The sequence below is a fragment of the Hoeflea sp. genome, assembly GCF_984452065.1.
Genome location: NZ_CFHWAF010000224.1, coordinates 1 through 4,148, shown reverse-complemented (window position 1 = coordinate 4,148; position 4,148 = coordinate 1). Strand labels below are relative to the sequence as shown.

Sequence of the window (4,148 nt, the reverse complement as noted above, 5' to 3'; positions counted from 1 at the left end):
CGTCGAGCTGGGCGAGGTGAATGGTCTCGCCCGTCGCCTCGCTGAGCGCCGTCAGATGCGGCCGGGCGACCGGCGCGAGCGACGACTGCGTCCAGGCGGAATGCGCCAGGCGCACGAGCCGCACGCCCAGCGCATAGGTCTGCCATTTACGGTCGAACGTCAGAACGCCTTCGGTGACCAGATTCTGCAGGATCCGGTACAGCGTCGCCTTGGGATATGGGGATATCTCGAGAATATCATTGAAGCGCACGGGCCGCTCAAACGACGCCACCAGGTCAAGCACGCTCAGCGCTTTACCCACAGTCCCGCTCGACTTGCGTTCGCTCTCCAAAACTCTTCCTCCCTACCCCGAACGACAGCGGATGCCGATGAGGATATTCTTGACAAGCGTATGTCAGTCATGCTCCAATTTCAATATGTAAATATTAGTTTCATTATTCGGAACAAAAGGGAGGATACCATGCGTTCCATTTTGAAGGTGTCAGCGATGGCGCTTGTCACCAGTGCCGCTTTGGCTTCTGGCGCTTTTGCCGACGACCAAAAACTGAGCGGCGAGATGAAAATCTTCCTCGATACGTCAAACCCGGCACCGCGCGCGACGTTCGAGGGCGTCATCGCCCAGTTCGATGAAATGCATCCCGATCTGAATATCGAGACCACGATCATCGACCGTGAAGCCTACAAGACGCAGATCCGGAACTTCCTGACCGCCAATCCGCCGGATGTCGCGACCTGGTATGCCGGCAACCGCATGCTGCCTTACGTATCGACCGGGCTGTTCGAAGACGTTTCGGACCTGTGGACCGGGGAACTCGCCGAAGAGCTGGCATCGACCAAAACGGCGATGACCATTGACGGCAAGCAGTGGGGCGTCCCCTATTCCTACTATCAGTGGGGTGTTTACTACCGCAAAGATATCTTCGATGAGCTCGGCCTGAGCGTTCCGACCAACTGGGAAGAGGAAAAGGCCAACTGTCAGAAAATCATCGATTCAGGCCGCAAGTGCTACACGATCGGCACCAAGTTCCTGTGGACCGCCGCAGGCTGGTTCGACTATCTGAACCTGCGCACCAACGGTTACGAGTTCCACATGGACCTGACGGCCGGCAAGGCGAGCTGGACGGACGACCGCGTCAAGGCCACCATGGCGAACTGGCGTGAGCTGATCGACATGGGCGCCTTCATCGACGACCACACCGCCTATAGCTGGCAGGAAGCCGTCCCGTTCCTGGTGGACGGGCAAGCGACCGCCTATCTGATGGGCAATTTCGCCGTCGATCCGATCAAGGCTGCCGGCCTGACCGACGACCAGCTCGACTTCTATCAGTTTCCGCTGATCACCGAAGGCATTCCGATGGCGGAAGAGGCACCGACTGACACGCTTCACATTCCGTCGGGCGCAGAGAACAAGGAAGCCGCGCGCGCCTTCCTGAAGTTCGTCGCTTCCCCTGAAGTCCAGACATCGATGAACGCGAGCCTCGGTCAGTTGCCGGTCAACAACAAGGCCAGCGTCAATACGGACGACAAGTTCGCCAAAGCCGGCTTTGAGATGCTGAACAAGGCCCATGCCCTGGCTCAGTTCTTCGACCGCGACGCACCGGCCGAAATGGCCAAGGTCGGCATGGAAGGATTCCAGGAATTCATGGTCCGGCCGGACAATGTGGACCAGATCCTTCAACGTCTCGAGAAAACACGCGAGCGTGTCTACAAGTAATCGATCTGGGGCGGGCCGCGCGGCCCGCCCCAACGCCTTTCGGACACTCCGCCAGTCCGCATTTGGTTTCCGGCTTCGCCAGCCCAACGGGAACCGCGAACGCACAGAAGAAATGAGGTTCGCGATGTCAACCGCTACTCTAGCCAGATCCGAATACGAACAAGAAAACAGATCCTGGTACAAACGAAACGAGATCGCCATTACGCCGTGGCTGTTCATGGCGCCTGCGATCCTGTTTTTTCTCGTCTACGTCATCATACCCATCTTCCAGAGTTTCGAAATCTCGCTGTTCGATTGGGACGGGCTCGGTGCCCGGGAATATATCGGCACATCCAATTATGTTGAGCTCTGGGACGATCCGGCGTTCTATACATCGCTCAGGAACAACCTGATCTGGCTGATCCTTTATCTGCTGGCGATCCCGGCGGGCTTGTTCATCGCGCTGTTCCTGAACCAGACGGTTGTCGGCATCCGGCTTTACAAGTCGTTGTTTTTCTTCCCGTTTGTGATCAGCCAGGTGGTTGTCGGCCTCGTATTCACCTGGTTCTACGACCCGACATTCGGCCTGTTCAACACGATTATCGGCTGGGTGGGGCTTGGCCCGATCAACGTGCTTGGCGATCCGGCCTATGTCACCTACGGCATCATCGCCGCCGGCCTGTGGCCGCAGACGGCCTATTGCATGATCCTTTATCTCACCGGCCTCAACGCGGTCGATCCGGAACAGATCGAAGCCGCCAGGCTCGACGGGGCGAAGGGCTGGAAGATGCTCTGGTACGTCGTCGTGCCGCAGCTCAAGCCGGCGACATTCATCGCCTTTGTCGTGACCATCATCGGCGCGCTGCGGTCATTCGACCTGATTTCCGTGATGACCAATGGCGGACCGTTCGGCGAAAGCCGTGTCCTCAGCTTCTACATGTTCGAGGTCGCGCTTTCCGAATACGGTTTCCGTATGGGATACGGGGCCGCCATCGCCGTGGTTCTGTTCATCATCATGCTCTTCTTCATCGCGTACTTCCTTTACTCAATGTACAGAGACGAAAGGGGTCGCTGATATGTTTCCGACACCCATTCAAAAGAAGCCACGCGGCTGGCAGATCACCTATCAGTCCTTTCTTCCGCTGGCCCTGATCATGTGGCTTCTGCCGCTGATCGCGGTCGCCATCTTCTCGGTGAAGCCGGAGGGCGATTTCTCGGCGGGCGAATACTGGTCCCTGCCCTCGACCTTCGGTGGCTGGGAGAATTATGGAAAGGTGTTTTTCCAGTCCGACATGCCGCGCTACCTGCTCAACTCGCTGTTGATCACCGTTCCGACGGCGATCGGCGCGGTGGCGCTGGCCTGCATGGCCGGGTTTGCGCTGGGTATCTACAAGTTCAAGCTGAACCTTTGGATATTCTTCCTGTTCGTTGCCGGAAACTTCGTGCCGTTCCAGATCCTGATGGTTCCGGTGCGCGATCTGACCGTGAATATGGGGCTTTACAACACGAAGACCGGCCTGGTGCTCTTCCACATCGCGTTCCAGACCGGGTTCTGCACCCTGTTCATGCGCAACTTCATCAAGGGACTGCCGTTTCCGCTGATCGAAGCGGCCCGGGTCGAGGGCATCGCGGAGTGGAAGATTTTCGTCTATATCGTCCTGCCGCTGATGAAACCGGCGATCGCCGCGCTCAGCGTGCTGATCTTCACCTTCATATGGAACGATTATTTCTGGGCCATTGTTCTGACCCAGGGCGCTGAATCGCAGCCGGTCACCGCCGGCATCACCTCGTTCAACGCACAGTTCCGCGCCGCTTATCACCTGATGAGCGCCGGAGCCATCGTGGCTGCGCTGCCTCCGGTTGCGATGTTCTTCCTGATGCAGAAACACTTTATCGCGGGCCTGACGCTGGGAGCTGTCAAATGACCCTGTGCCTGAAAATGGGAAAGCGGCGATGATACAATGCTGGCGGCTGGATGACAGGCGTCAGACTCTGGTTCTCGGCTCCCACAGGGAACACCTCGCAGAGGTGCTCTACTGGGGGCCGAGATTACCGGATGACGAGGATCTGAGTACCCTGTTTGCAGTTCATGCCATCGACGTCACCGGTGGCATGCTTGATTTGAATCCCGAGTTGTCCATATCGCCGGAAGCGACGCGGACCTTTCCCGGGCAACCCGGCCTGATCGTGCGCGCCAGCGACGGCGCGCAATTGCTGACCAAGTTCTGCATCGTCAAGGCGGAAGAAGAGCCCGGCAGGCTGGTTCTGACCTATGAGGACAAGAACAACGGCCTCACCTATACGGCAGGTTTTTCGATCAACGAACATACCCATGTGATCGAAACGCAGGCCAGCCTCGTCTCGACCGAACCCGTGCACCTGCACTGGATGTCCGCGCCGGTCATGCCGGCGCCGCAACTGTCCGATGAGATGATCGATCTCGCCGGGCGCTGGT

General features: G+C 58.1%; 5 protein-coding genes. 4 read left to right on the top strand and 1 reads right to left on the bottom strand.

Annotation, left to right across the window (positions count from 1 at the left end):
* Window positions 1-331, bottom strand: a 331-nt coding sequence (locus AC5E6N_RS23600) for a helix-turn-helix domain-containing protein (protein ID WP_491750097.1), incomplete at its 3' end; no start/stop codon positions are given.
* 129 nt (window positions 332-460) lie between these two features.
* Here AC5E6N_RS23600 and AC5E6N_RS23595 point away from each other — a divergent pair.
* From AC5E6N_RS23595 to AC5E6N_RS23580, 4 genes are all read left to right on the top strand, one after another.
* Window positions 461-1,714 carry an ABC transporter substrate-binding protein gene (locus AC5E6N_RS23595; RefSeq protein ID WP_491750096.1) on the top strand — a complete coding sequence of 418 codons (1,254 nt, stop codon included), beginning with the start codon at window positions 461-463 and terminating at the stop codon, window positions 1,712-1,714.
* A 124-nt stretch (window positions 1,715-1,838) separates the two neighbouring features.
* Complete coding sequence (locus AC5E6N_RS23590) at window positions 1,839-2,768, top strand: carbohydrate ABC transporter permease (RefSeq protein WP_491750095.1); 930 nt, start codon at window positions 1,839-1,841, stop codon at window positions 2,766-2,768.
* Window position 2,769: 1 nt separating this feature from the next.
* On the top strand, window positions 2,770-3,618 hold the full coding sequence (locus AC5E6N_RS23585) for a carbohydrate ABC transporter permease (RefSeq protein ID WP_491691892.1): 849 nt from the start codon (window positions 2,770-2,772) through the stop codon (window positions 3,616-3,618).
* A 28-nt stretch (window positions 3,619-3,646) separates the two neighbouring features.
* A partial coding sequence (locus AC5E6N_RS23580; protein WP_491750094.1) for a glycoside hydrolase family 36 N-terminal domain-containing protein occupies window positions 3,647-4,148 on the top strand: 502 nt, incomplete at its 3' end.

Bases quoted from the DNA above. Each gene is read 5' to 3' on its own strand.
- AC5E6N_RS23585 (WP_491691892.1), top strand. From the start codon at position 2,770: ATGTTTCCGACACCCATTCAAAAGAAGCCACGCGGCTGGCAGATCACC.
- AC5E6N_RS23595 (WP_491750096.1), top strand. From the start codon at position 461: ATGCGTTCCATTTTGAAGGTGTCAGCGATGGCGCTTGTCACCAGTGCC.
- AC5E6N_RS23590 (WP_491750095.1), top strand. From the start codon at position 1,839: ATGTCAACCGCTACTCTAGCCAGATCCGAATACGAACAAGAAAACAGA.